Origin of the sequence: Bacillus salacetis (assembly GCF_049177075.1) — a bacterium.
Taxonomy (GTDB): Bacteria; Bacillota; Bacilli; order Bacillales; family Bacillaceae_B; genus Rossellomorea; species Rossellomorea salacetis_A.
The window spans coordinates 4,025,769-4,051,363 of record NZ_CP185377.1 but is presented as its reverse complement, the minus strand read 5'-3'; the positions used below and the strand labels follow the sequence as shown (position 1 = coordinate 4,051,363).

General features: G+C 44.5%; 20 protein-coding genes. 6 read left to right on the top strand and 14 right to left on the bottom strand.

Annotated features, from left to right (window positions below):
- The first annotated feature begins 17 nt into the window (after positions 1 to 17).
- The gene (locus tag ACOJQI_RS20850) at positions 18 to 365 is read left to right on the top strand and encodes a hypothetical protein (protein WP_421381716.1); all 348 of its coding nucleotides are present in this window, start codon (positions 18 to 20) and stop codon (positions 363 to 365) included.
- A 105-nt stretch (positions 366 to 470) separates the two neighbouring features.
- The gene (locus ACOJQI_RS20845; RefSeq protein ID WP_421381714.1) at positions 471 to 599 is read left to right on the top strand and encodes a hypothetical protein; all 129 of its coding nucleotides are present in this window, start codon (positions 471 to 473) and stop codon (positions 597 to 599) included.
- Between the two features lie 404 nt (positions 600 to 1,003).
- Here ACOJQI_RS20845 and ACOJQI_RS20840 read toward each other — a convergent pair whose 3' ends face one another.
- Both ACOJQI_RS20840 and ACOJQI_RS20835 read right to left on the bottom strand, forming a co-directional pair.
- Entirely contained in the window at positions 1,004 to 1,141 is a 138-nt protein-coding gene (locus ACOJQI_RS20840) for a hypothetical protein (RefSeq protein ID WP_421381712.1), read from the bottom strand.
- Positions 1,142 to 1,445: 304 nt separating this feature from the next.
- On the bottom strand, positions 1,446 to 1,592 hold the full coding sequence (locus ACOJQI_RS20835) for an aspartyl-phosphate phosphatase Spo0E family protein (RefSeq protein WP_421381710.1): 147 nt from the start codon (positions 1,590 to 1,592) through the stop codon (positions 1,446 to 1,448).
- 363 nt (positions 1,593 to 1,955) lie between these two features.
- Between ACOJQI_RS20835 and ACOJQI_RS20830 the strand changes: the two genes are divergently transcribed.
- Positions 1,956 to 2,858 carry a DUF6843 domain-containing protein gene (locus ACOJQI_RS20830; RefSeq protein WP_421381708.1) on the top strand — a complete coding sequence of 301 codons (903 nt, stop codon included), beginning with the start codon at positions 1,956 to 1,958 and terminating at the stop codon, positions 2,856 to 2,858.
- Between the two features lie 66 nt (positions 2,859 to 2,924).
- Here ACOJQI_RS20830 and ACOJQI_RS20825 read toward each other — a convergent pair whose 3' ends face one another.
- Positions 2,925 to 4,307, bottom strand: coding sequence for a M28 family peptidase (locus ACOJQI_RS20825; protein WP_421381706.1), 1,383 nt, complete (start codon positions 4,305 to 4,307; stop codon positions 2,925 to 2,927).
- Between the two features lie 273 nt (positions 4,308 to 4,580).
- A complete protein-coding gene (locus ACOJQI_RS20820) occupies positions 4,581 to 5,993 on the bottom strand; it encodes a LysM peptidoglycan-binding domain-containing protein (protein WP_421381704.1) in 1,413 nt (470 codons plus the stop codon).
- 419 nt (positions 5,994 to 6,412) lie between these two features.
- Here ACOJQI_RS20820 and ACOJQI_RS20815 point away from each other — a divergent pair, with 419 nt between their 5' ends.
- Positions 6,413 to 6,664 (top strand): hypothetical protein, encoded by a 252-nt coding sequence (locus ACOJQI_RS20815; protein WP_421381702.1) that lies wholly within the window; start codon positions 6,413 to 6,415, stop codon positions 6,662 to 6,664.
- A 180-nt stretch (positions 6,665 to 6,844) separates the two neighbouring features.
- Here the strand turns inward: ACOJQI_RS20815 and ACOJQI_RS20810 are convergent, their stop codons facing one another.
- The 3 genes from ACOJQI_RS20810 to ACOJQI_RS20800 all read right to left on the bottom strand — a co-directional run bounded on the left by ACOJQI_RS20810 (position 6,845) and on the right by ACOJQI_RS20800 (position 9,544).
- Positions 6,845 to 7,264: a hypothetical protein gene (locus ACOJQI_RS20810; protein WP_421381700.1), complete on the bottom strand. Its 420-nt coding sequence runs from the start codon at positions 7,262 to 7,264 to the stop codon at positions 6,845 to 6,847.
- Between the two features lie 352 nt (positions 7,265 to 7,616).
- Entirely contained in the window at positions 7,617 to 7,955 is a 339-nt protein-coding gene (locus tag ACOJQI_RS20805) for a DsrE family protein (RefSeq protein WP_421381698.1), read from the bottom strand.
- 47 nt (positions 7,956 to 8,002) lie between these two features.
- Positions 8,003 to 9,544 carry a class I adenylate-forming enzyme family protein gene (locus ACOJQI_RS20800; protein WP_421381696.1) on the bottom strand — a complete coding sequence of 514 codons (1,542 nt, stop codon included), beginning with the start codon at positions 9,542 to 9,544 and terminating at the stop codon, positions 8,003 to 8,005.
- A 249-nt stretch (positions 9,545 to 9,793) separates the two neighbouring features.
- Here ACOJQI_RS20800 and ACOJQI_RS20795 point away from each other — a divergent pair, with 249 nt between their 5' ends.
- On the top strand, positions 9,794 to 14,686 hold the full coding sequence (locus tag ACOJQI_RS20795; protein ID WP_421381694.1) for an Ig-like domain-containing protein: 4,893 nt from the start codon (positions 9,794 to 9,796) through the stop codon (positions 14,684 to 14,686).
- Positions 14,687 to 14,834: 148 nt separating this feature from the next.
- On the opposite strand, the gene ACOJQI_RS20790 is transcribed toward ACOJQI_RS20795, so the two are convergent.
- Entirely contained in the window at positions 14,835 to 15,089 is a 255-nt protein-coding gene (locus ACOJQI_RS20790) for a hypothetical protein (protein ID WP_421381692.1), read from the bottom strand.
- Positions 15,090 to 15,252: 163 nt separating this feature from the next.
- On the opposite strand from ACOJQI_RS20790, the gene ACOJQI_RS20785 reads away from it, so the two are divergent.
- Positions 15,253 to 16,269, top strand: a complete 1,017-nt coding sequence (locus tag ACOJQI_RS20785) for a tetratricopeptide repeat protein (RefSeq protein WP_421381690.1) — start codon at positions 15,253 to 15,255, stop codon at positions 16,267 to 16,269.
- Between the two features lie 528 nt (positions 16,270 to 16,797).
- On the opposite strand, the gene ACOJQI_RS20780 is transcribed toward ACOJQI_RS20785, so the two are convergent.
- The 6 genes from ACOJQI_RS20780 to ACOJQI_RS20755 form a co-directional block, all read right to left on the bottom strand.
- Complete coding sequence (locus ACOJQI_RS20780) at positions 16,798 to 17,118, bottom strand: hypothetical protein (protein WP_421381688.1); 321 nt, start codon at positions 17,116 to 17,118, stop codon at positions 16,798 to 16,800.
- 263 nt (positions 17,119 to 17,381) lie between these two features.
- Complete coding sequence (locus ACOJQI_RS20775; protein ID WP_421381686.1) at positions 17,382 to 19,730, bottom strand: penicillin acylase family protein; 2,349 nt, start codon at positions 19,728 to 19,730, stop codon at positions 17,382 to 17,384.
- Positions 19,731 to 20,139: 409 nt separating this feature from the next.
- Positions 20,140 to 20,868: an amino acid ABC transporter ATP-binding protein gene (locus tag ACOJQI_RS20770; protein WP_421381684.1), complete on the bottom strand. Its 729-nt coding sequence runs from the start codon at positions 20,866 to 20,868 to the stop codon at positions 20,140 to 20,142.
- The gene (locus ACOJQI_RS20765; protein WP_421381682.1) at positions 20,865 to 21,509 is read right to left on the bottom strand and encodes an amino acid ABC transporter permease; all 645 of its coding nucleotides are present in this window, start codon (positions 21,507 to 21,509) and stop codon (positions 20,865 to 20,867) included. The genes ACOJQI_RS20770 and ACOJQI_RS20765 overlap by 4 nt, the downstream gene beginning before the upstream one ends.
- A 68-nt stretch (positions 21,510 to 21,577) precedes the next feature.
- Positions 21,578 to 22,375, bottom strand: coding sequence for a transporter substrate-binding domain-containing protein (locus ACOJQI_RS20760; RefSeq protein WP_421381680.1), 798 nt, complete (start codon positions 22,373 to 22,375; stop codon positions 21,578 to 21,580).
- A 224-nt stretch (positions 22,376 to 22,599) separates the two neighbouring features.
- Positions 22,600 to 25,506 (bottom strand): cell wall-binding repeat-containing protein, encoded by a 2,907-nt coding sequence (locus tag ACOJQI_RS20755; protein WP_421381678.1) that lies wholly within the window; start codon positions 25,504 to 25,506, stop codon positions 22,600 to 22,602.
- Positions 25,507 to 25,595: the final 89 nt, after the last annotated feature.

Here is a 25,595-nt window from a genome sequence, read left to right as displayed (position 1 = left end):
GGATCGCGCTGCTGCATTTGCCGTCATTTATGCGGCCCTTTCTATTCGATGAACGGTGGGGGTGTGAAAGGGAGGGTGAGAGCACGAGCAGGAGGAAGGTCCATACTGCGCAAGCATTGACGATCATACCTGCTGCTTTGGTGAATTGGGGGATTTTTACTATTGATAATTCGGCAGGTGTTGCGGATCTGTCTTTTACGGGAAAGAAAGATATGATCTACCTGATTCCTGAAGGCTATGATATATTAAAGGCGTGCAACATAAAAAGGTTCAGCTCCGTGGAGCTGAACCTTTTTTCTGTGTTGGGGAGTGGAAAATGGGATGGTCCCGGCTGTGTGGAACATCTTCCGTTATTGATTTATTAATATGCAATACATAAAAATAGGCAGATATAATGTGAAATATTAGATATAATTAATTGAATTTATTGGTGGTAGAGATTAGAGGGGATAATCGATTGAGGTGGTTCCATGGTTAATCAATTCTTGAAGTTTAATATGAAGTTATCACCGGTTTACTTGGTTTTAGCATTTGTATTGATATTAGGTATTTTGCTGACAGGAGATAAAGAGACCTATGTAAGTGATATGATAGCCTGATAGCCGTTATAGCGCAAATCACGCTGCTTCTACTGATTCCAAATGTTATCTATATGTTTAAGCATAGAAAACAGGATGGAAGTTTCCTGGGGTTATTAAGTATGATCCCTCTTATTCCGGTACCATTTATTGTTTTAGCCCTAATTATGAGGTTGTTTGTTGTTTGATACGTGGCTACAGGTCTGGTTAAAATACAAGACAAAAAGACTCGTCGATTGATGAGTCTTCTTTTTATACCCATTTTAGTTTTAAAACGTGCGTCATTTGAACTCTTTGTTGGGTGTGGGCCATTTAAAGAGGAACCCTTTACTTTGGTATGCAGTTTTTTACTGTGTATAAGGGCTGTGAGAAGGGGCTCTTCCTGTTGGATTTGAGCGTTGTATTCAGGTCGAATTTTTTGAAAGCTATAGCAATCTAATATCAGCTTCCTCCACAAGTTCAACCTTGCGGAACTCTCCTTTTATCTCCAGGTAACCGTTACCGTAAATCCAGAATACATACCAAATCCTCTCGTCGAATAGTACTTTGTCTCCAATGTTCATGGTAGCACCTCTCTATGCTGCTGTTGGCTCCGGTGTTAGGTAAATGGTACTACACTGTGGTTTGGAATGGTTTTCCTTAGTTGCGTGGAAAAAGAGGGAAAATAAATGATTTTTAAGACTTTGCTTCTCATTTCAATAAAAATATTCTTTTAGGCATATTTTGAGTTTTTTTACTAGAGAACAGCAGGAGAGCGCATAAGTCACAGCCCAATATCTTTACAGGTCCTGTAAAAGTGTTGGAAAATCACTGGTGCGGGTTCTTATGGAGGTGCCTTGAAGTAGTAAAGTAATTTCAAACAGCTGTTTAATTCAGTTTACTATATTGATTTAACACTTCGTCCAGCTTTTGACTGTATCTTATTGTTGTTGGATGTCCTAGTCCTTTTTTGGTTCCATGAAAGATCATATATGAACGAAGTATATGTATTTTAAGTTTTAAGAACAATTTCATAGAGCCACCTCAACGGACACCTTCAAAGTAATTACGTAATAATGTAATAAGTAAATGATAGTTATTAATACCTAGAAAGGGAAGTGTTTCGACAAAAGTTTTTAAAATTCTACATTGTGAGAGGAACGTGAATCATTCATAAATGCAGGGGAGATAGAGTTTAGCCCTTTAAAGCGGTGGGGGACTGTCCCCCACCGCTTTAAAGGGCTAAAGGCACCTGAATTTATTGCCTTTCAGAAGAACGCTTTTGGTAAATGAAATACCTTTTAACCCCTTTGAAGAGGAGTACAGTGGGAGTGGTTTTATGGTATAATAGTATTGTGAAAACATTCACAATGCATCTTAGGCGGAAGGGGAAGTGTGATGGTGACCAAGATCAAGCCAGCATTATATACCACTCTAGTATTTGCAGGCATATCTTTTGTTGCAGGGCTCTTTGATGGGGCATATTGGTTAGGTGTTTATGTCTTTTTCGTTGCAGGAGCCGGGAACTTGATTTACGGAATCCCTGTATCGCTGCTGTCTGATTCCCTAACGAGGAAAATGCCTAGAGGAAGAGTCGTGGCTGCCGGATTTATACATATTTTATTTGGGTTTTTAAGCATTATTCTGCTGGAGGGCGCTGCTGTGTTTGCGGTCATTAATGCGACCCTATTCTTTCTATTCGATGAACGGCTAAAGAGTAAAAGGGAGAGTGAGAGTTCGCGAAGGAGGAAGATCCATACTGCGCAGGCTTTGACGATCATACCTGCTGCTGTTTTGGCGGTTTGGGGGATTTTTACTAGTGATAATTCTCCAGGTGTTGCGGATCTGTCTTTTGAGGAAAAGAAAGATATGATCTACCTGATTCCTGAAGGCTATGAAGGGGCGGCGGTTACCTTTTATAATATCCCGGGGGAACCTGAGCTTCAACAGGAGGGAGAGTTTGGTGTTGTTCCACTCAGCGTTGAAAGTCTGCCTGCTTTGATGGGTACGGATATTGAGAGATACGGCACCTACCGTACTTCGGAAAAGATGAGCCAGGGAATGGTCAATGATCTTTACTTCTATGTCGATGAAGAAGGGAACAGGACACCTATTGATCATTATTGTATAAATAATGGTGTGTATGGCGGTTCCACTGGTGCGAGCGGCCGTGAAATCGAGTTTATGGCCTTTCAAGTCACCAACAGTGAGTGCGGCGAAGAGTTCTTTTTGGATGGGGAAGATCTGTATTCTGTTCAGGAGAGGGAAGTTATTGATTATTGGACGAATTTGTATGATTGAGGGGGAGACAGTTTAGTCCTTTAAAGCAGTGGGGGACTGTCCCCCACTGCTTTAAAGGGTTAAAGGTTAGAGCGGTCTATCATCATAGTCGTAGTCTACTGGGCCTGGTGCGACTCTTGCGTTTTGGAGGGCAGGGGTGTCTTTTCTGGCAATCTGGTAGACGGAGGCTCCGACGATTTCGGCTACTTGCTGGAGTTTTTCTTTGCTGATGTGATCGATGGTATCTTCAGGAGTGTGGTACCAAGGCTCTAAAGGTGCATGGATGAACAATGCCGCTGGAATACCAAGGTTATAGAACGGAACATGGTCACTGCGCCCCAATTCGCCGTAGTCTACTACCTCCGAGATTCGTGCTCCCGCGGCTGCACCCAGATCTGTTACCAGGTTTTTCTCACCGTCAGGAGTAAACATGATGAGGTCGCCTGCATCTTTGCTTCCGATCATGTCCATTTGGAAGTGGGCGACAGTATTATTTACTTCCTCCTCCGTTAATGTGCTGGCATAATGGTAGGAACCTACGAGTCCTTTTTCCTCCGCGCCGAAAGTTAGGAAGCGGATCTCTGTATCTGTAGGGGTTTTAGCCAAGATTCTAGCCAGTTCAAGGACACCGGCTACACCTGAAGCGTCATCGTTCGCACCAGGGCCGCCGTGAACGGAATCGTGGTGGGCGCCGATCATTACGATTTGTCCGGTATCTTTATTTGGGTTTGGCTTCATTTTAGCAATGACGTTATAAGACGTGAGCATTTCGTAGCTTGCCCCTTCAACCGAGACAGTGGCTTCGATTGTTTCAGTGTTTAGCTGGTCTACAAGTTCTAAGCCTTCCTCTCTAGTGATTGCAACGGCAGGGATGTTTTGTCCGTCGTAGGTATATCCAAAATTATTGCCTGATGCGCCTTCACGGTTGAACATGATGACACCGACTGCTCCGGCGTCAAGGACATTTTGAATTTTATCATAAAAGTTGAATACTCCCCGTTCGATTAAAGCGATTTTTCCTTCTAGTTCAGCAGCTTCTACTTCAGTGGGGCTCCCTAACCCGACAAATTCAAGCGGTGCTGTGACACTTTTGTTGACCGAGCCGCTGAACGAACGCACATCTCCGGAGAATGCTGTTCCATTAAGTGTGACAGAGGAAGTACCAGCGTTCCATTCGCCCTCAAGTTTAAATGGCTGGAGTTCTGTTTCATAGCCGTACTCCTCAAATTTGCTTTTGATATACTCAACCGCAATTTTTTCCCCTTCCGTACCTGCTTCGCGGGGCTGCTTTGACAGCAGGTCAACGGTGTTGTACATGGCATCTGCGTCGATCTTCTTAATTACTTTGTTATCAAACGCATGTGATGAACCTCCGTTATTTCCGGGGTTTTCTGCTGCAACTGATAGAGCTCCCGAGCCGAATAGTAGAGTAGTAGATAGAACGGCGGCAATTGCTTTGTTACGATACATAGAATTCCTCCCAAATATTGTATTTATGAATCTATTACAGTATAGTGGAATATTTTGGAGGGTGTAAAATGTGCTTTTTCTACATGTTTCAGCAATTCTTCATACGGTGGTCCTGCTTTTGAGGTGGAAGGAAGGGAGGGTTTGTAAGCTTTTTGCGAATTCTGTCGGTAGAATGGGGCTTTGATTGCAGGGGATGGAGATGGGACGATTATACCAGGTACCTGTCGCTCCGCCCCCATTAAAAAAGGACAGAGAATATATTCCTCTGTCCAGCTATCGCTTGCTGATTGTAAAATTATCATTCAGCAGAGCCCAGTTTTGAGGGTACGGGTAACCCAATGCCCAGTAACTGACTCCCCGCAGGTTATATTGCTTAACCATATCGAACTTGGCTTGAGCACTGCGGGCGTCCTCGAACCAGACCTCATGGCCCTGACCTTGCTCATCGGTATACCGGAACCATGGTGATTGAGTGGTGGTGTCATATTGAATCGCTGCCCCGTATTTCACTGCGCGGCGGATGGCTTCTTGCGGACTGAAGGTTTCGGCTTCCTGTCCCTGTACGTGTGGGACCTTCCAGTCGCGGGCATAAATCTGGAAGCCCAGGAAGATCTTTTCCGGCGGCATGACGGACAGTGCATACTCGACGACACGCCTCATCTGGTTTATCGGCGAGATGGCTTGCGGCGGTCCCATCCGGTAACCCCACTCATAAGTCATGAGCACGACGAAATCGACTATTCTTCCGTGTGCCTCGTAGTCATGAGCTGTGTAGAGCAGTCCTGCCTGGGTCGCACTTACTTTTGGAGCAACCGCCGTTGATACGAAATATCCCTTTGGATGAAAGAAATCGACGGCCTCCTGGAGGAACTGATTATAGAGCTCGCGGTCCTCGGGCAGCACATTTTCAAAATCAATGTTCAGTCCCTTATATCCTTTAGCTTCCATTATTCTAAGCGCGTCATTTAATAAGTTTTTCCGGTACTCCTCAGTGGTCAGGACGGTATGGGCGAGGTTCGAACCTGCTTCCGTGGTCGTGAAATTGGTGATGGACATCATCGGTGTGACGTTATTTTTGATGGCGTTTTCTACCGTCGGTTCGTCTTTGATTGCAGGACTGAGGGTCCCGTTTTGGGTGATCATGTAAGCGAACGGGCTGATGTACGTAAGGAGCGGGTTCAATTCTTCAATCGTTTGAGATGCGTTTGCAGGACTTTGATACGTATAGGAATTGACTTCGATGACGGGCTTCGGCCTTGGAATGCTGAGCTGCAGACCAGGATAGATCAGGTTAGGGTTTTCAATTTTGTTTTCCGCAATGATTTTCTGGACGGTGGTTCCGTAACGCTGGGCGATCTGCCACAATGCTTCCCCTGGTTGAACGGTATGTGTAATAGGTGGAATGATGATGGACATGCCGGGATAGAGGAGGTTAGGGTTGGTGAATTGGTTTGCCTGAATTATAGCCTGGACCGACACGCCGTAACGCTGTGCAAGGGCCCATAGGGTTTCGCCGTATTGGATGGTATGCGAGGTGCCCGGCACGGGAATGACCAGAGCCTGCCCGATGACCAGTTGATTTGGGTTGGGTAACTCATTCACAGTGACAATAGAGTTCATATTCACTTTATACCGGTTGGCGATCTGCCAAAGTGATTCACCGCTGCTGACAACATGGATAATCATATAAATCCCCCCGAATTTTCTTCAATAATCTAGTATACGTATGGGACTGGGCGGGGGTGCGGGGAAGCTGGTTCGTTGTATAAAAAAGGTAAAACTCGCCGTAGTAATTTAAGGGGTTCACATTAAGGGAGGGAAAACCGTAAATCACATCCAAAATAGCAGCAAAGTTAAAAATTAAATAACACTATTTTAACAGTAAAAAACCCAGAATCTATCCCTGCATCAAACGAGGACCGAGAAGCGGATGATGAGCTCAAAGAGTGTCTATCCCTGCATCAAACGAGGACCGAGAAGCGGATGATGTCCTTAAAGAGTGTCTATGCCGGCATCAAAAGGGGAGGACGAAGCGGATGATGTCCTCAAAGCACGTCTATCCCCGCATCAAACGAGGAGAGCGAGGCGGATGATGAGCTCAAAGAGTGTCTATCCCGGCATCAAACGAGGACCGAGAAGCGGATGATGTCCTTAAAGAGGGGCTATTCCGGCATCAAAAGGGGACGACGAAGCGGATGATGTCCCCAAGAGTGTCTATCCCGTCATCAAAAGGGGACGACGAAGCGGATGATGAGCCCAAAGAGTGTCTATGCCGGCATCAAACGAGGAGGATGAAGCGGATGATGAGCTCAAAGAGTGTCTATCCCGGCATCAAACAAGGACGACGAAGCGGATGATGAGCTCAAAGAGTGTCTATCCCGTCATCAAAAGGGGAGGATGAAGCGGATGATGAGCTCAAAGAGTGTCTATGCCGGCATCAAACGAGGAGGATGAAGCGGATGATGTCCCCAAAGTGCTAATGACTATATTATCTACTTGTTCAGTTGAAACATCTATTAACGGAGTATGAAAAAAAATTATTTACTCCAATATTGACGGCACACAGCAGCCAACTCATCAAGAGAGTACTCTTTTTTGTTTTCATCATAGAGATTAATACTTCTTGTTTTTATAAGGAGGTTGCCGCCGATAACTTCATCACTTTTACAACTAACGGATATCCCATCATTTGAAGATTGGGCATTCAGTATCTCTAGTTCATATGCAGCCATTGTGTTTAAATCACTTGTGTATTCCTTCTCATCTCCCCAGATTTCTAACAAAAATTCTTCACATTCCACCAATTCACAATAAAACAGATTAAACTTTTCGTTTATCACTTCAGCCAAGTATTGTATCTCAATTTCCAAGTGAATAGTATCCATTTTTTTATTTATGTTAGTTATTGTTCCATCGTGGAAAATATTAAAAATATCTATTTGGTTGTCCTTTTTCAAGATCCATCACCCGCTTAATGTTTTTTATCGTCTTCATCTATTCTGCCCTTTAGCGGAATATCCATGACTTACAATCGTATCACACAAACCCTCACAAGAGGCTCATCTCGTCAAGAATAGGCTTCGAGATAACAAGTCACTTCCCACGATGTAAACATTTTCACAAGAACAAATAATAAAGCAGGTCATATGCGAATCAGCCTGCTATTTGCGGTGCTATATGTAATTTTCTCTCCTGCAATGGAATCCCTTATAGTAATTGGCGAGTTTCTTTAATAGGATATAAAACCTCATTCACAGGTGATAGAGTTCTATATCGAACAAGGGGGGCAGGGACCTGGCCCCGTCCCGTTCAGGCAATCGTCAATACTTCATGCTTGCTGGCAAGATCGATAAAGTGACCCATGCCGCTGATTTCACCTGCGATTAGTTGTGCTTCTACATCATAATAGTCAACGCAGGTTTTGCAGGCATACACCGGAACCCCGGATTCTGCGATTTCTTTTAGATGGACCAAGACCAGAGACTGCTCTGTTAGCGTCAATACGCCACGGTTCATTAAGAAGATGGCTTCTGGTTTGTCGTCACGCTGTTTTAATAGGGTGAAGAACGTTTCTAGAACCCCTTCACCAAGTTCTTGATCTCCTTTGCCGAGTTGGTCGGAACTTACCAGGATTACTTTGTTTTTCATTGTTTATTCTCCTTCAGGCGGGACGCGGGACCTGTCCCCATGTCCCGTTATATTTTGACTTCGTTATTGTCCCAGTATTGAGATCGCAGTTCAACTTTCAGGATTTTGCCGGAAGGGTTTCGCGGCAGCTCTTTTACAAAGTCGACTGATTTCGGCTTTTTGTAGCTGGCGATTTTTCCTTCACAGTAGTCAATGATATCTTGCTCGGTTAAAGTAGTTCCTTCCCGCGGAACGACGATGGCTTTAACAGATTCTCCCCAAGTAGGATCCGGGACTCCGATGACAGCTACATCCAGGATGCCTGGGTGGGAGTAGAGTGCTTCTTCAATTTCCCTTGGATAGATGTTCACGCCGCCGCTGATCAGCATATCCTTCTTGCGGTCAACGATGTAATAGTAGCCTTCGTCATCCTGCAAGGCCATATCCCCGACGGTAAAGTAGCCATCCTTGAAAGAAGCTTCGTTGGCTTCCGGGTTTTTATAGTATTCATCCAGCAAGTATGGAGCTTTGATATATAACTCCCCGATTTCACCTGTGTTCACAGGATTTTTTTCATCATCTAAAATCAGGCACTCAACCAGAGGGAAAGGCTGCCCAACGCAGCGTTCCTTTCTACGGATATCCTTTGGCTTGATATTAAGGGTGATTGCACTTTCGGTTGACCCGTAAAACTCGTGCAAATCAGCGTCTTTGAAAAATTCAAGGACATCAAGCTTTGTCTGAGTCGGCAGGGCAGACCCGGCGGAAATCAGGACCCTCATGGAACTGACGTCATATTTCTCCTTCGTATCCTCGTTCAGATTTACAAGGAAGTTGAACATCGTCGGCGCCATGAACGTGTTGGTCACCTGGTACTTTTCCACGTCCGCAAGGAATTGTTCCGGGTCGAAGGATTCCTGGATGACCAAGGTTCCGCCGGCGATCAGCTGCATCATCAGGAAGATCCACGGTGCAGCATGGTAGATCGGTCCCGGCACGATGTGAATATCCGATTCATCAATTTTATATTCATAGGCTGCAGCCATCCCTGTCAGCATACGGGAGCGGTGGGAGATGACGACACCTTTTGGCTTGCCAGTCGTGCCTGAAGTGTAGCCGAGGTAGAGTGTATCTTTTTCATCAATCCTCATCGCCGGCTCCGATTTTGCACCTCTCGCCATAAAAGACTCGTACTCTATCATGCTGTCAGATGTGGTCTCGCCTACAACGATCACATCTTCTAGATGGTCCAATTCAGGCAAGAGTTTTTCAATTTCATCCGCATATTCATCTGTCGTGATGAATCCTTGGCTCTCTGAATTAGTCACAATATATTCGATTTCTGAACCTACCAGACGGTAATTGATAGGGACGATGACAACGCCGATTTTAGAAAGGCCGGCAATGATTTCTATGTAAGCGGAATGATTCTTCATCATCACGGATACTTTATCACCTTTCTTATACCCCTTAGATAAGAAAGCGTTTGCAATTTGATTCGCGCGAGAATTCAGTTCACTGTACGACCATTCCCGCCCCTTAAAAATAACAGCAGGCTTATCCCTGAATTTCTCAGCATTCTGTTTCATAATCGATCCAAAAGTCAGCACACCAACACATCCTCTTCTACAAGTAATACCATAATTATACAAAATATTCAGACTTCAGACAAGGGATGGAGGGGGGCTGGTTGTTGCGTACTTTACCCCTTTAAAGCGGTGGGGGACTGTCCCCCACCGCTTTAAAGGGGTAAAGTTTAACAGTTCCTCTGGCCTGATAAAAAATATCTAGTTTACAGATAATGTCTATGTTTTAATAAGAATATCGACAAAATTTATAACTAGAGTAGGAGAATGAAAGTGAGAAAGTCGTTTAGTGTTTTTATGTTACTGATTCTATTAGTAAGTACAATTTTTTCGAATTCGGTTATGGCGGAAGCGGATGTTTCCAAGCCTGTGTTTGAAAGTATAAGTGTAGATACAAGTGAAGTCACTTTAGGGGATACCATAAAAGTGAGTGTGAGTGCTCATGATGATTATGGAATAAAAGATGTTAATGTCTATTACACTGCCCCTGTCACCAAGAAGTCTGTACGTGTCCCAATGAGTTATAACGATAATGCTGGTCTTTATGAGGGGACTCTTACGGTAGACTCGAGTCATGAGTCAGGAATTTACAAAATTGAATATGTTCAAGTAATCGATACATCCAATAATGATACAGCCCTTTTTCAACATAACAGTGCTGAAAAGTTGAAGAGCGGTGAATTTACTGTAACAGGAACAAATCCGGATGTTACGCCTCCTGTTTTTAAAAGTATTAATGTAACTCCTAAAGAAGGAACAGTCGGAGAAATCATTAATGTCAACGTAAAGGCTGAAGACGATCACGGGATAAAAAGTGTAAGTGTTTACTACACCACACCAACTACAGAAAAGTCAGTGCCGGTTTCCGTTTCTTATAACCCAGAAACAGATGCTTATGAGGGGAAGTTTCAAATCGACACCTCGGACGAATCTGGTGTATATAAACTAAATTATATTCATATCGTGGATACTTCCGATAACGCGACATCTCTTTTTCAACACAATAGTGCAGATGAATTGATGGCAGGGGAGTTTACAGTAAGTGGGACAAATCCTGATGTGACCAGTCCTGTCTTTGAAAGTATCAGTGTGGATGGACAAAGAGGTACCATAGGCGATACCATACAGGTAAGTGTCAAGGCCACTGATGATCAAGGGATAAAAGAAGTTTATGTGTATTACTCAGCACCCATTACGAAAAAATCCATTTATGTGCCAATGAAGTTTAATGAAGAAAATGGTACTTATGAAGGCGACATTTATATAAACGAAAATAGTGAACTGGGTTTCTATGAGATTAACTATGTTCACATCATCGATACATCGAATAATGCAAGAACTCTTTTTTTGAATAAGGAAGCAGAAAAATTGGCTCCTGCGGGATTCAAAGTCTTTAGAGAAACTAATGCTCCAATGTTTCACTCTGTAGCCGTCGACAGCTTAGAAGCCGAATCAGGGCAGTATGTCTTTATTAACGTAGAGGCAACTGATGATACGAACTTAAACGGGGGTAAGCTGATTTATACCTCCCCTATTACGGGAACCAAAGAAGAAGTACCGTTTATTTACTACAAGGAAAAGAATCTTCTTCAAGGGGAATTCTACATAACTGACCAAACGGAAGAAGGGCAGTGGATTCTGGATTCTATCGAAATAACTGACACCAACCAAAACAAGCTGCTAGTCAAGGCTAGCGAAACCAATTTAAGCAGCGGAGAGTTTACAGTACTGCCGCATGTAGAGACGCTTGATGCCCGAATCGTGACTTCAAACGAAACCTGGTCCTATAAAACGATCAATTCAGATGTCTACATAGCACCGGGGGCAGTACTGACGATAAACAGTAATGTAACCATTAATGGAAACATCTATGTCCTTGGAGGGCTGCGGAGTTATGGCGGCCTGAAGGTAACGGGAGAGCTGCGTGCCAGCTACATGACATTCGGCTATTACTACCCTTCCGATGGTCAGGCGATTTTATCAGGATCTAATTCCATTTCAAGTATCAATATCTCCTATCCGCTATTTAAGGACGTGCCAGTGGTTCTATACGATACGCCTATAATCAGCGATGCAGGAAAAGTTTCTATCACTGGCGCAACCCTGCCGTTTGTCAGTGCCAAAATAAATGGGCAATCAATCAATCTTAATGCAAACGGTACATTCAGGCTGAAAGATTTTACTCTGGGTGCCTATCAAAATCTTCAACTGGAGTTAGTTGATACACAGGGGTTCAAACACACTAAAACGTTCAATGTTTATGATTTGTACTTAAAAGAAATTGCAAAGGATACAACGTTGATCGAGGGTAAAACACTTGCGAACAAACGAGTGGTATTATCGGTGGATGGACAACAGATTGCGGAGACCAATGCTGATGAAGCAGGTAATTTCAATTTTACTGTTGAAAAGCAAAGTGAAAATTCAATACTTGTTTTTGACGTGCTGGATGCCGAGAATCAGGTTATCACCAGCAAGGAAGTGATGATCCCTGACGTCACGGCTCCAACTAAGCCGGTTGTTAATGAGGTGAGTGATAAGACCATAGAAGTAACGGGGACAGCAGAGCCGAATTCTGATGTTTATATAATAAACGGTTCTACTGAAATTGCGAATGGACATGTGAGTGCCACTGGAGAATTTGCCATTACAATTACAAAGCAAAAAGCAGGAACTGGCCTTGAAGTGTATGCTGTCGATAAGGCAGGTAATCAAGGGGAATCTGTGATGGTAAACGTAACAGATAAAACCGCACCAGCGAAGCCTGTTGTGAACAGTGTCAGCGACAAATCGACGGAAGTAACCGGGACGGCAGAACCAAATTCAACGGTTTATGTTAAAAAGGGAACTGCTGAACTTGGACATGCTGTTGCAGCCGAATCTAGAGAATTTACCGTTTCAATTTCGAAACAAACCTCCGGCTCTGAATTGAGTGTATACGCAGTTGATGAAGCAGGCAACCAAGGCAGTGCCGAGCTGGTAAAAGTAGAAGACAAAACAGGCCCGCAGCAACCTCAGGTGAACGAAGTCAGCGACCAGTCCACGGAGGTAACAGGCAAGACGGAAGCAGGCGCTACTGTCTTTGTTAAAGTGAATGAAACAGAGATAGGACAAGTAATTGCTGATGAAAATGGTGATTTCCTTGTTGCGATTACAAAGCAAAAAGCAGGAACAGACCTTGAAGTGTATGCCGTCGATAAGGCAGGTAACCAAGGGGAATCTGTGAAAATCCAGGTAATAGATAAAACAGGTCCAGAGAAACCTGTCGTGAACAGTGTGAGTGACAAATCCACGGAAGTAACTGGAACGGCAGAGCCGAATTCAACGGTTTATGTTAAAAAGGGAACAGTTGAACTTGGACATGCTGTCGCAACAGAAACTGGTGATTTTGCAGTTTCAATTTCGAAACAAACAGCCGGCACAGAATTGAGTGTGTATGCGGTTGATCAAGCTGGAAACCAAGGCAGTGCCGAGCTGGTAAAAGTAGAAGACAAAACTGGCCCTCAGCAACCTCTGGTGAACGAAGTCAGCGACCAGTCCACAGAGGTTACAGGCAAGACGGAAGCCGGAGCGACTGTATTTGTTAAAGCGAATGGAACCAAGCTGGGGCAAGCAATTGCTGATGAAAATGGTGATTTCCTGGTTTCGATTACAAAACAGAAAGCAGGAACTGAACTTACTGTTTATGCTGTCGATCAAGCGGAAAACCAAGGTGAACCTTCGCTTATCAAGGTGACAGATACAACGGCACCAGCGAAGCCTGTCGTAAACAGTTTTAGCAATAAGTCTGATAAAGTAACGGGTACGACTGAAGCAAATGCAACTGTTTATGTAAAAGCAGGATCAGCGGAGATTGCTAAAGGCAAAGCGGATAGCGCGGGAACATTTGAAATCTTAGTGGAGAAACAGCCTGCTGCCACAGAATTGACGATTTTTGCAGAAGATGAAGCAGGAAACCGAAGTGACAGCGTTGTTGTGGTAGTAGCTGATGAAATTGCTCCAAGCCAGCCTGAGGTTTTACCGGTTACTGACCAGGACCAAAAGGTACGGGGAACAGCTGAAGCAGGAGCATTGATTAAAGTCATGGTTAACAATAACGAAATTGGCACATCAAATGCTGATGATACAGGGGATTTTACTGTAGAGATTCCTAAGCAAAAAGCGGGTACCGAAATAGAAATAACAGCCGCTGACTTAGCGGGTAATACTAGTGAAGCAGCCAAACTGACAGTAAAAGATGTGAAGCCTGAACTTCAGCAGCTCATCGGACTAACCAGATACTCAACAGCCGTCGAAGTTTCTATGCAAGGCTGGGAAAAATCGGACACTGTCTTGTTAGTAAATGGAGGAGCAATAGCTGACGGACTAACCGCAACTCCTTTGGCATCTGCTTATGATGCCCCGATTTTATTAACGAAAAAAGACGAAATACCAGCTGAAACGCTGGAAGAGATTCAACGCCTCGGTGCAAGTAAGGTTGTGCTGATTGGTGGAACAACCGTCATCTTTGACAAGGTAGAAGAAAGCTTACGGACGAAGGGATACAGCGTATCGAGACTGGGCGGCTTGACCCGCTATGAAACATCTCTCATGATTGCGCAAGAACTCGACAAAGTGGTGGATGTTTCAGAAGCCTACCTCGCGTATGGTAAAGGAGAGCCGGACGCATTATCGATTGCAGCACAATCCGGGATCCAGAAGCAGCCGATCATTTTAGTAGAGAAAAAAGAAGTACCGAAATCTACGTATGATTGGTTGAAAGCTGAAAAGTTATCAACATCGTATTTTATTGGTGGGACCACTGTGCTTGAACAGGGGATCATCAGTGAAATGAACCGGATTACGGCAAGTGATGTTGGAGGAAACCGCATAAGCGGGATCAACCGTCATGAAACCAATGCGAAGGTTATCGAGAAGTTTTACACAAGCCAACAATACCCTACAATCATGATCGCCAAGTCAGAGACGGAAAAGCTCGTCGACGCTTTATCCGCAGGCCCTCTGGCTTCCAAATGGGGAGTGCCGGTTCTTCTCGCATCCCAAAAAGGACTGGATGACGCACAGGTGTCAATCCTGCAGACCAAAGAGGCTAAGCGGGTCCACCAAATTGGCGGCGGGATCAACAGTACGGTAATTGATCAAGTGTTAAACTATGTTAACGACTAAGGACACGGGGAAGCTTCTGTTGTCCAGCAAGCAAAAAGCACTAGCCAAAGCGGCTGGTGCTTTTTGCTTAGAAGGGAAATCGGGGGTACTTTAACGCATTAAAGCAATGGGGGACAGTCCCCCATCGCTTTAAAGTGTTAAAGTTTATCTATCTCTCATACTTATTCCACATATGATAGTTGTACCATAATTGAAGCAGATTCCCGACCAAGGCTATTATTGTGATGATTAAGGAAATGGTGAAATTCAAGTCTAATACATATCTTAATAGAATAAATACGACAGGGACTGGGTGGGTCATCCAGATGGTGCGAATCATTTTCCTTCGATAGCTGAGATTAAAATAACTCAGTTCAAAGCCTTTATCTACCTTTTTTGTATGGCCTGAAATGGTTTTAAACATGGCAGCCTCCTTGTTTACAGGGGTGTTGTATATTTCTTCCTTTTGGTATAACTAAATACCCATTTCTTATCACTTCAAACAAGAGCAGGCTGGACAAAGGACTCCCTGACCCACACTCCTATGATAAAATAGAGGGAAGAGAATGATAGAGAGGATTTTTGAAATGCCGAAACATCAAATCAACCCACGCTTTATCCATGCCCTCACCGGGGAGGGGCTGGACTCTATCCCTGTGTCCCCGATAAATTCAGCGGTCAAAGGGAACTATATAAAGACGATTCGAGATAACCGCAAATCCATCGGCGACTCTTCTGGTAATGAATTCATGCTGACCTGTAAGGCATGCGGGAGAAAGGGGAAGTACGATGTTGGTCTGGTCGTGGTGAATCCTGATTTTCAGAAGGAAGATGAGGTCTCAAGCTATCTTCAGTTGACTGGCTATTTTCGCTGCAAGCACTGCAATGCTGCCGGGGAATGGAAGGATTCCAATGATATCAAGATGCTGGCTTTAACGGCGATGATGGGGCCGGAAATGATGAGTGACCGGTGCCATGTCGGTCAGAATAGTTTATTTGATGGAACTTCGCATCAATATGCGACGGATGCAGAGGAGCATCTTTTAACGAAGATTCTTGCGCGGTCTGAAGATGCTTATTTGTGGAACAGGTTGGGAAATTTATACCGAACGGGAGGACGGCCGGAGTTAGCGATGGCTGCTTATGAAAAGTCTGTGGCTATCCATCAAGGCCAGATTGAGTCGCACTATTCAATCGCTCACCTTCTGGAACAGGCCGGAGATATCGAAAATGCAGCCTTTCATTATCACCAGCTCATGCTTTCAGCAGCTTCCTATCATGATGTGAGTGCAGACACGTTACGTACCCTCATAGCCCTTTCGCTGCGGGAAATGGTGATTATTAATCAGCTGACGAGTGGAAAGGTCCCCATTTTTCCATCCCGGGAACAGACAGAAGAAAGCGGGATGAGTTCCGATTCTGAAAAGATGATGAAGGAATTTAACCATGATGTCGACCTTGATAACCTGCCGTCCTTCTACCCATTAGCAGAGATGTTTATGGGAGAAAGGATAAAAGAAATTCCGCTGTGGGACCGCCAAACGAAGCCGGTTAAAGTCCAGAAAAAGAAGAAACCCCGTAAGAAGAAGCGGAAGAAGAAATAGTTCGATAAAGGAGACAAGCTTCAGCTTTAGTAATTCAATCTGAGATACAAAATGTTAAAATCCAATGTCTTTTTGCATGCGAATTTGAAATTATTCTTATGCTGTTTTTAATTGCTGATACGGCTTATCTTTTGCTTCGTATCTAAAATCGCATTTAGATTTTAAAAGTGAGGACCAAGAAAGCACCGGCACCATGAGCTTATACCATAAGGGAAGAAATTTCCCTTATGTAAGGAATGTCGGGGAAAATAGGTCAAATAGGGGGAAAATCTTCCGCTATTTACTTAAAAAACATGAAAAATGGGTTGCTGCGGATGCTTAACGGAAGATCCTTCCCTTATTTACCTCTCCACAGCTGAATTCTGCAGTTTAACGGAAAAATTTTCTCTTAATTAAGTATCCTTCTTCAATGAATAAAATTTATTCTTATTACGAATTCATAGAAAAAAGTAGTCCGTTTTAGACTGCTTTTTTCTAGTTTTTAAAGTGATTTAATAGTGGATATGAACCTGAACCGGGCACTTTCAGCTAGCTGGCGAAGTGCACATTCTTTCTCGATGTTTTATCAGGTTTGGAAGCATCAATCATCAGGAAAACAGCCGAGATGATATGCATGATCATGCCGATAAAAGGAATCCAGGCGATGCAGGAGGTGACGATTCCTAAAATGCTTCCCGTCTTCGCACCTTCATCTTTAGCGGTCAGAACCAGGGTTATGATATGTAAGACTAGCATAATGACAAGCGGAAACCACAAGAAACCAATTACAATGGCAGCTCCAAGGACGGGGATGCCAAGAACAGCTTCGAAGGCACCGGTAATCCATTTCAAGACTCTGGAGGGGGACAAGGTAAAGCCTCCTTTCTCTTTTGAAAACTTTTTATATTATACCATATTCTGGTTGTGGTGAGGGGGCGGGGGCAGGTCATGGGATGAGAAAAGCTTAGAGATACTTGCATCTCTAAGCTTTTTTGAAGGTGTATAGTTTTATGAAATTTTCGTGATTTGGTTTGTTACTTACTGTTCTGCACCTCAAAAGTGAACCCCTTAATCCCACGTGCTGGTGCTTCTTTTACGGCGAATTTTCAGAAACGGGACCTTTTTCTTCAGAGTTATTTCTTCTTCGGTTTTAAAATATCAAACACCATCGGCTTGTATTCCCAATTAGCATACATTTCCCTTTGGTCGTCGAAGTGTTTTGAGTAAGGGTTGCCGCTTTGACCAGGAGGAAGGATGTTGACGCTGGTAATGTCTTTCTTCGTAAATGAAGTGATCTGGTTATAGGTGCCCCTGTTCATGTAGAAAATAGGGTCAGCCTTGCCTGCACCTAGACTGCTAAAGTTGATTTTTCGCACAGGATAGGTGTAATCACCTTTTAGTTTCTCTACTGTTGCCACTAAGGAAGCGATTACAACTTGATTCAAATCCACTGCTTCTAAGAAACTATACTTAGTCTTTAAGGTGTCTTTGTCTGCAACTAAAATATTATACAGCAAGTCATTGGTGTCAGCTCCAGTTCCTGCGAATGGCTGCAGTACGGTTGATTTAACATTTTTAAACCAGTCTGTGAAAATTGCCTTTCCAGGATCGTCATAGGAGTCATTTTTATCTTCATCTTTATGATAGCTATCCCAGTCTTCTACATACTTAATAGCCTCAAGTATCTCGAGTGAAAGTCCTTCTCTATCAATTTTTTCAAGTAGGATGTCTTTGAAAAAGTAAGAATCAAGGTCAATCGTTCCAGCTTTTTTGTTGATTTCTTTCATATCTTCAAAGGAAATCGCATCGTCAGCTTCCAGTTGGTCAAGGATAAACTGAACGCGGTGAGTTTTTCCGAAGACCCATTCAGTATTTGTCCAATCTGGACTCGGCTTATTGTTCCAGTTCCCGACGTATCCTTGTTTTGGATTAATGGCGTGGGGAAGGGTGTCAGGTGAGACAATGCCTTTCCATTCTTCACTACCGTCCCCATTCATTGGCAGACGGCTGTCTGTTCCATCAGCGCGAATGGCGTTCCTGCCGGTGATCCAGAACCCGATATTCCCCTGCTTGTCATTATAGAGGAAGTTGTGGGATGTAGGGATTTGATGGACACCCTTCTCAAACTGCTGGATATTGTGCGCACGGTTGAATGTCCAGAAGCCTACCATGGCATTGACTTCCTGCCCCCAATGAGCACGTTTTTGGGCATATGCGACTCCTTTTTCCTTATCAATATTAATAACAGGGCCGTGCACGCTTCGGTATACTTGGAATTCAAAAGGTTCTTGTCCTGCTCGTTTGATGGTCTCTGTCCGTACTTCAAAATCAGTCCATTTTCCATTGAATAGATATTGACCTGGATTTTTCGGATTAAGTTTTAAGATAAAGGTATCAATCTGATCGCCGCCTCCGGTGGTGGTCGTCCAGGAATAATCATTGCCTCGGCCAATCAATGGAATCCCGGCTGCACCGGCAAAGGCCATCCCAACTGAGTCATAACCTGCCCCGTGTAGGCCAATTTCATGGGCAATCTGTGGAGCGGAAAAGCCCATCTGGGGACCACCTAATAAAAGGGTGCCTCCGGATTCACTTCGCGAAGGAGCGATGACCCACGCATTACTGCCGCCTTTATGAGGAAAGCCATATGCTTTTTCAATATCAATCTTCATCTGTTGTTCTTTTTCCATTTGTTCGGCAACCTTGTCACCATTCGGGAACTTTTGCACTTTTGGCTTTTTCGGTGAAGGTTTATTTGCCTGATTGTTTTCATCCGTCAGTGAGACAGGAGCATCAGGGTCATTTGCCCAGTAGACTGCTTCAAAAGCCTTTATTCCACCTTCTTGGCCAAGTTTATTTACGAGACCGTTTAGAAGTGCAGCAGTCTGCATTTCACCGCCGCCGCTCTCGCCGAAACGACGCACCATCAGCTGCTGGACTTTTAGAGAATCAACGATGGTCCATTTGGCTGGCTTTACTCCACCGAATTCCGGTGGAAGGGCTGCAGCAGGTGTTGTCTCAATATAATGGTTGATTCCATCGATGTAGGCATTCATCCCTTCTTGGATATGTTTTGGAAGAGCTTTGAACTGCTTCATGATTTCCTCATCGGTATATCCATCCCGGCGAATGACCTGATCTTGGGCGATATTTTTATTTTTCTCTCCTGGTCCAAACACTTCGCTCATCCTGCCGCTGGATACAATACGTGAAAGCTCTGCCTGCCAAAGCCTGTCCTCAGCCATGGCATAACCGGTTCCGAAAAATAGACTTGAAGCTTTTGCACTATATACGTGTGGTACACCGAAGCTGTCTCGAACAATCTTTATCTTGTTGCCTGCGTAGTTTAGAAGTTTAGAAGATTCGATGGTGACAGAGTGGGACGAAGGTGATTTGGCTGTTACCGTACTGTGTGCGGGGACAGTGATGAGACTGGTGAGTAATAATGCACTCGAAACAATGGAGACAAGTTCTTTCTTCAAATAGAATTCCTCCTTTTTATGTAGTACAAACTAATTATAGAGGGAGGGGGGAGAATATTTTGTAAGTTTATGGATTTTTTAAATGGTAGTTTTTTGGCTTTGTTCGACAAGACAAAAATAATTTCTCTTATTTTTCCTGCAAAAGGTTCCGGTAGTAGTGGTGCCTGCGGATTTTAAAGGGGGAGTTTACTGTGGATAGGAATACGCACCAAAGGGAAGGGATACCTGCAGAAAGTCTAAATCACATAATATACAAGGAGGTTTTCACTAAAAGCATGGTATCTTGTAAAAGGATATGAGGATTAGTTTTTAGGAGGTTAAGTATTCCCAGTTGTTATTTACAAAAAAGGCTTAGAGATTTCTTCATCTCTAAGCCTTTTTGATAGTTTATCCGATTTTAAGTTGGCCCCTACAATACCTTTCCAAGAAAAGCCTTCGTACGTTCATTTTGAGGATTCCCAAACAACTCACTTGGTACATTTTCCTCAACAATATAACCGCCATCCATAAAGATGACACGGTCCCCGACTTCGCGGGCAAACCCCATTTCGTGGGTAACGACGACCATCGTCATTCCTTCACGGGCAAGGTCTTTCATAACTTCTAATACCTCACCGATCATTTCTGGGTCAAGGGCAGAGGTTGGTTCGTCAAACAGCATGACTCTCGGTTCCATGGCAAGTGCCCTTGCGATGGCTACACGCTGTTTTTGACCGCCGGAAAGTTCGCCTGGATAGCTTTCGGCTTTCTCCTCAAGCCCGACTTTTCTTAGCAGCTCCAGTGCTTTTTTCTTGGCATCTTCCTTGTTGACACCTTTTGTCTTCATCGGAGCTAGCGTAATATTCTGAAGCACCGTTTTGTGAGGGAAGAGGTTAAAGTGCTGGAACACCATGCCTGTTTCCTGACGGATTTTATTAATATTGATTTTAGGGTCCGTAATATCGTTTCCGTTCACGATGACCTGGCCATCCGTGATTTCTTCGAGCTTGTTCAGGCACCTGAGGAATGTACTTTTCCCTGAGCCGGACGGTCCTACGACGCAGACCACTTCTTTTTCTTTTACATCTGTACTAATGTCTTTGAGGACTTCCAAATCCCCGAAAGATTTTTTGAGATTTTTGACTTGTATAACACTCATCGCAGCTCATATCTCCTTTCTACGAAGTCGCCGAGTTTTGTAAGCAGATAAATTAGGATGAAGTACATTAGTGCCACGACTCCCCAGATTTTAAAGGCTTCAAATGTTGCAGAAACGGCAGTCTGTCCTCTTTGTGTCAGCTCTGCAACCGAGATGACGGAAAGAAGGGAAGTATCTTTCAGACTGATGATTGCCTGGTTGACGAATGCCGGAAGCATTCTTCTTAGTGCCTGTGGCAGGATGATATATCGCATTGTCTGTCCGCTCGACAATCCCAATGTCCTTGCTGCCTCTGTCTGACCTTTATCAATGGACTGGATTCCGGCACGGACGATTTCGGCAATATAGGCCCCGGCGTTAATAGCAATCCCGATAATACCTGCGTTGATTGGTTGCAAAGAGATGAAATCTAATGAGTTCAACCCGAAATAAATAAAGAATAACTGAACCAGGAAGGGAGTTCCCCTAACGAAGTTAATGAACCATATGGCAATCCACTTTAAAGGTGCGATCGGTGATAAGCGTAATAGCGCTATAATCAACCCGAGGATGAATCCAAAAAACAGACCAACGGCGGTTATGTAAGCCGTGAGCTGTAATCCATCTAATAACATTGGAAGTATTTCTATTATGACATCCATGGCTTTTCTCCTTTCATGCTGTGAAATTTAAAAAAGACAGCGCGCCTGAGGAGCGCGCTGCAGAGTGTTTACTCTTCCAGATAAGTGTTCAGGATTTCATCATATTCTCCGCTGTCTCTAAGCTTTTGAAGGCCGCTGTTGATCTTATCAAGCAGTTCCTGGTTTTCCCCTTTTAGTACGGCGATTCCATATTGATCACCGTTCAGGCGGTCACCGACTGTTTTCAATCCAAGATCCTTTGTTTTGATTGCGTAGGCGATAACCGGATAGTCCTCGATTAGAACATCGGCGTTTCCGTTTGCAACTTCCTGGAACATGGACGGACTGTCATTGAACTGGCGGATTTCCTTGATGCCGACTTCATCTTTCAGCTCTTCCGCTTTGTCGGCGCCTGTTGTACCATTTTTAACGGCGACAATTTTACCTTCCAAATCGTCAACAGTGGTAATGTCGTTGTTATCTTCTGAAACAACAAGTGTTAAACCTGCGTCAAAATATGGATCGGAAAAGTCAACTTTTTCTTTACGCTCGTCGGTAATACTCATACCGGCAATTGCCACATCAAGCTGGTCAGCCTGCAGGGCAGGGATGATTCCGCCGAAATCCATTGGTTTCAATTCAATTTCGAAACCTTCTTCTTCAGCAATCGCATTGATCAAGTCGATATCGATTCCTTTATACTCGCCGTCCTCTTCAAATTCGAACGGAGGATAAGTTGTATCCGTACCCACAGTGTATGTAGTGCCGCCGCTGTCGCCGGAGCTGCCTTCATCACCACTGTCGTCATTTGCTGCATTATTCGTTCCGCACGCAGCAAGGACAAGCATCACTGCCATTAAAAAACTTATTAATTTTATTTTCTTCATGAAATCCCTCCAGTAAATTAATTAATAATTCAGTACTATTACAATGTTAGCAGAATCATACGAAGGAATTCAAAAGAAACGCATTTCCCTTTAGCACATTAACGCGATGGGGGACTGTCCCCCATCGCGTTAGTGCGCTGAAGGGAGCTCTTCTCTATTTCTACTCCAAGAAAGAAAGCCCAGGGCGCTAAGGCTCTGGGCTTTCTTAGTGTTATGATATGATTCTACGGCATTACGTCGGTGGAGATTGCAGCTTCTCCCCCTAGGATCCTGAAGCTTCCTAAGCTGCTTTGTTGGATGAAGGTGCTGATTTCATCCGGGATTCTGTCTTGGCGGACCAATAGGAGTGGTGCGTTTTGTTTGGCTGCAAGGACGGATCCTGTGAGGGCATCGGCAAAGCCGTACCCGTTCGCCAGCAGGGCCGTCTTACTATCCGCGTAATAGGCTGATGCAATAGCAGCTGAGGTGGCAAATCGATTTTCCCCGCTGATTCTTGCCGGTCTCGGTAACTGCCCTATTACTTTAGAACTGATGACACTTTCTCCGCCTACCACCAGTGTCTCAGAGATAGAGGCAAGTGCAGTCTCGGTCGGTGCAGGCAGTATGGAATCCTTGCCGGTTAACAGGATGGGATAACCATTCTGCGCAGCGTAAGAAGCCATGGAGAGGGCATCAGGGAAATTATAGCCATAAGCAATGACGGCTTTTTTAGATGACCCCAATCGCTTTGCGATTTTAGCCGCGGTTTCGAACCGGTTCTGGCCGCTGATTCTTTCCACTGTGAGCCCCATTCTGGAGATGGAGGCCTCTACTTCAGTAGAAACAGCCGCCGGTCCACCAAGGATGACCGCTTTTTTCGCACCTAACCTGCGTATCTCATCCTTTGTTTCAGCGGTTAAATCTTTTTTGCCTGCCAAAAGAATCGGTGCGTCATATTGATACGCTAATGGCGCACCTGCAAGCGCGTCCGGGAAATCATAGGCTGTTGCAATAAAGACGGTGTCTGCGCTCGCCCAGCCGTTCTCCGAGATGGCCTTTGCCGTCAGGAATCGATCGGCCCCGAAGATCCTTGAAACTTCTATCTTCGTTTTGACCTGCTTTGATAAAGGCACAGACTTGTTTCCTTCGGCGTCGGCCGCTTCAACCTTAAACGTGTAATTTGTGCCTGGGTTCAGCCCTGTTACGGTAAAATTCGTCTCTTTTCCAACTGAGCCGATGAGTGTTCCGTTCTGATAGATTTGGTACTCTGCGATGCCGACATTATCTGATCCGGGCGCCCACTTCAGAATCAGGCTGTTATGGGTGATCTGATCCGCTGTCATCGCAGCTTCAAGCCAAACAGGGACGGTTTTATCCGCTACTTCTACTGTTGCAGGATCACTGGTTTTACCATAAGAATTTTCAACGATGACTGTTAAAACGGTACCCGCGGCTTGTCTGGCAATTGGCAGCGCGAAGTATCCGCTGTCACTTGCTTTTCCGCTTGTTAATAGGTGTGTGTCTTTTTTTACGGTAATCGTTGCAAAGGGTTCAGCAGTTCCTGATAATTGTGTGTCCTGATCCGTTATCGGAAGAACCGCCGGAGCAGCGGGCACAGGAATGGTCACTGACACATCAATTGAAATCCCTGCGGATTCATTCCCGGTCTGATCCTCTGTTGTAAAAATATACCGATGAGTGCCTTCCGTGACATTCGTATCGGTAAAAAGAGATTCGGTGACTTCCTTGATTTTCTTCCCGCTTTTATACACGTTAACATGAGAAAAATCAATATCGTGTGGCTGAGCCCAGGTGAATTGGATCTCCTTATCCTTTTTTACAGAGGATAGAGACGCAACTTCACCAGGTGCCTGGAAATCTGTATTGGATGTTAATGTGAAAGGAGTTCCGTCTAGATTCTTTTTTTGCGCCGGTGTCAGCTGATTCCGCTCCACATCCAACCCCAGTTTGCTTTCGAGGTTAAGACCCCAAGCCAGCACGGTTCCATTTTTTCTAACTGCAAACGCATGGTGCCAGCCGGTCCCGATGGAAACGACACCAGCTAGATTCGTATTGTCTGTTAACATAATTGGCTCTGGAACAGTATTGGCAACCTCGATCTTCCCGTTCCCGAGCTGTCCAAGTTGATTGCGTCCCCAGGAGTATACATTCCCTTCTTCAGAAAGAGCAATGACAAAGGACCCGCCGATTGACAGACTTTTCGCATCTGTGAAATCAGTGCCGTCCGCATTTTTTACAGGGGCAGGAAAATGCCGGCTCACTTTTGACCCGTCGCCAAGCTGGCCGTATTCATTAAAACCCCATCCTAAGACCGTTTTATCTTCACTAATGGCAAAAGAGGCTTTGTCACCACCTGCGATATAGGTTATGCCGGAGAGAATTTCACCGGATTGATCATTCACCTTAATTGGAAAAGGACTATTCGTTTTTGTATTATTCCCTAGTTGGCCATGGTCATTTCCCCCCCATGTCCACACGTTGCCATCGGCAGTCAGGGCCATGGAATGCTGATCTCCTGCCGAGACGGAAATGATGTTTGTCAACGGAGTGCCGTTGTCATGCTTGACCTGCACAGCAGTTGAGCGATTTTCGAAGGTGCCATCGCCAAGCTGCCCTTTAAGATTAAATCCCCATGTCCAAACCGTTCCATCCGCTTTCAATGCGATCAAGTGAGTCATTCCTGCCGAAATCTGGACGACATCCTGCAGTGGAGCACCGGTTGCTGTCGGGATTTGCACAGGCTTCCAATACAATCCCCAGTCTGTCGTAAAACTTCCATAAATATTGAAGCTCCCCCATGTCCAGACGGTCCCGTCCTTGTGCAGGGCATACGTATGATTGTTGCCTTTCGAGGGCTGGATGGCTGTGAATCCGAAAATCACTTCTCCATCTTCTTTAAACGTCTGGATAGGCTGATTTTCAATTGAAGCTGTTGCAGCCCCAAGCTGTCCTTCCTTCCCGGATCCCCATCCCAGAATCGAACCATCACTCTTTAACGCAATGGAATGAGAGAATCCGCCTTCCACATTAGGTAAAACCGTTTCTGCCGCTTGAGACTGTGGCTGCGGGAAAAATTGAAACAACAACAAAAACATCAAGAAACAGGATAATATCTTAGATGACCTTTTCAAGCATTCTTACCCCTCTTTACATAGAATTTAATAGTGCTAGAAAAATCTTAGTTTACTTTCAATAATTTGTAAATCTATTATTTTTTGGG

Coding starts and splice junctions, on each gene's coding strand:
- ACOJQI_RS20845 (WP_421381714.1), top strand. CDS start 471: ATGGTTAATCAATTCTTGAAGTTTAATATGAAGTTATCACCGGTTTAC.
- ACOJQI_RS20840 (WP_421381712.1), bottom strand. CDS start 1,141: ATGAACATTGGAGACAAAGTACTATTCGACGAGAGGATTTGGTATGTA.
- ACOJQI_RS20835 (WP_421381710.1), bottom strand. CDS start 1,592: ATGAAATTGTTCTTAAAACTTAAAATACATATACTTCGTTCATATATG.
- ACOJQI_RS20830 (WP_421381708.1), top strand. CDS start 1,956: ATGGTGACCAAGATCAAGCCAGCATTATATACCACTCTAGTATTTGCA.
- ACOJQI_RS20825 (WP_421381706.1), bottom strand. CDS start 4,307: ATGTATCGTAACAAAGCAATTGCCGCCGTTCTATCTACTACTCTACTA.
- ACOJQI_RS20820 (WP_421381704.1), bottom strand. CDS start 5,993: ATGATTATCCATGTTGTCAGCAGCGGTGAATCACTTTGGCAGATCGCC.
- ACOJQI_RS20805 (WP_421381698.1), bottom strand. CDS start 7,955: ATGAAAAACAAAGTAATCCTGGTAAGTTCCGACCAACTCGGCAAAGGA.
- ACOJQI_RS20790 (WP_421381692.1), bottom strand. CDS start 15,089: ATGTTTAAAACCATTTCAGGCCATACAAAAAAGGTAGATAAAGGCTTT.
- ACOJQI_RS20785 (WP_421381690.1), top strand. CDS start 15,253: ATGCCGAAACATCAAATCAACCCACGCTTTATCCATGCCCTCACCGGG.
- ACOJQI_RS20770 (WP_421381684.1), bottom strand. CDS start 20,868: ATGAGTGTTATACAAGTCAAAAATCTCAAAAAATCTTTCGGGGATTTG.
- ACOJQI_RS20765 (WP_421381682.1), bottom strand. CDS start 21,509: ATGGATGTCATAATAGAAATACTTCCAATGTTATTAGATGGATTACAG.
- ACOJQI_RS20760 (WP_421381680.1), bottom strand. CDS start 22,375: ATGAAGAAAATAAAATTAATAAGTTTTTTAATGGCAGTGATGCTTGTC.